Origin of the sequence: Halomonas litopenaei (genome assembly GCF_003045775.1) — a bacterium.
In the GTDB taxonomy this organism is placed as follows: Bacteria; Pseudomonadota; Gammaproteobacteria; order Pseudomonadales; family Halomonadaceae; genus Halomonas; species Halomonas litopenaei.
In genome coordinates, this window is the sequence record NZ_PXNS01000035.1 from 1 (window position 1) to 921 (window position 921).

Consider the following 921-nt stretch of genomic DNA (forward strand, 5'->3'; position numbering starts at 1 on the left):
ACCTGCCTGACTGTCGTTATCGACGCGTGTGTCCAGGGTGTAGCTGTAGCTCACGGTGCCGCCGGCGGCCGGGTTGGCACTATCCGACGGTGTAAAGCCGGTCAGGCTAAGGCTGCCGTATTCGGTATCGACCACCACCGGGCTATCAGCGGACAGGCCCTGCAGCTGGGCCAGGGTCAACGACTGGTTGCCCACCTGCACGCTGGCCACGCCATCAACGCTGGCGAACGTGAAGTTGCCAGGCTGAGTCAGTGCCGCAGCATCCGCCGCAGAACCCTCTTCCAGATTGGCTTCGCTCACCGCTACGTCGCTGCCCCCGGCAGCCAGGCCCGAAAGGCTAACGCCGTCATTGGTCCCCGTCAGCGTGATGGTCAGCGTCGCCGGTGAGGTGTCGCCATCGGCGTCGGTCAGGGTGTAGGCAAAGGTCTCAGTGAGTTGCTCTTCGCCGCTGAGCGCCTGGACCCGCGGATCGTCGTTGTCGAGCTGATAGGTGTAGCTGCCGTCGCTGTTGAGCGTCAGCGTGCCGTAATGGCCGGCGCCTGTCGGCGCGTCCAGCGCTACGCTGGCCGGATCGGCCTCGGTGGTGTCGGCGCCGGTGGTGTCGTTGGACAGCACATTGCCGGTGATCGACGCGGTCTCCTCGGCAATGGTGTCGCTGTCATCACGTGCCGTCGGCACATCGTCGTTGACGTCGATGGTCAGACGGGTCGAGGCCTCGTCGCCATCGCTGTCGGTAACGACGATGGCGAACTGATCCGCCAGGTCGTCGCTGGCGGTGCCCTGGCTGGTGTGGTCCTGGGTGCTGCCATCCAGGCTGTAGCTCCAGCTGTACTCACCGTCAGACACGCTGACACTCAGGGTGCCGTAGTCGCCTTCGACCGTGCCGCCGCCCGTCACGTTCTGGCCGTTGATCACCAACGA

At 65.1% G+C, this 921-nt stretch carries 1 protein-coding gene; it reads right to left on the reverse strand.

Features of this window, described 5'->3' with window-relative positions:
- A partial coding sequence (locus C6W88_RS21180) for a cadherin-like domain-containing protein (RefSeq protein WP_197037173.1) occupies window positions 1-921 on the reverse strand: 921 nt, incomplete at both ends.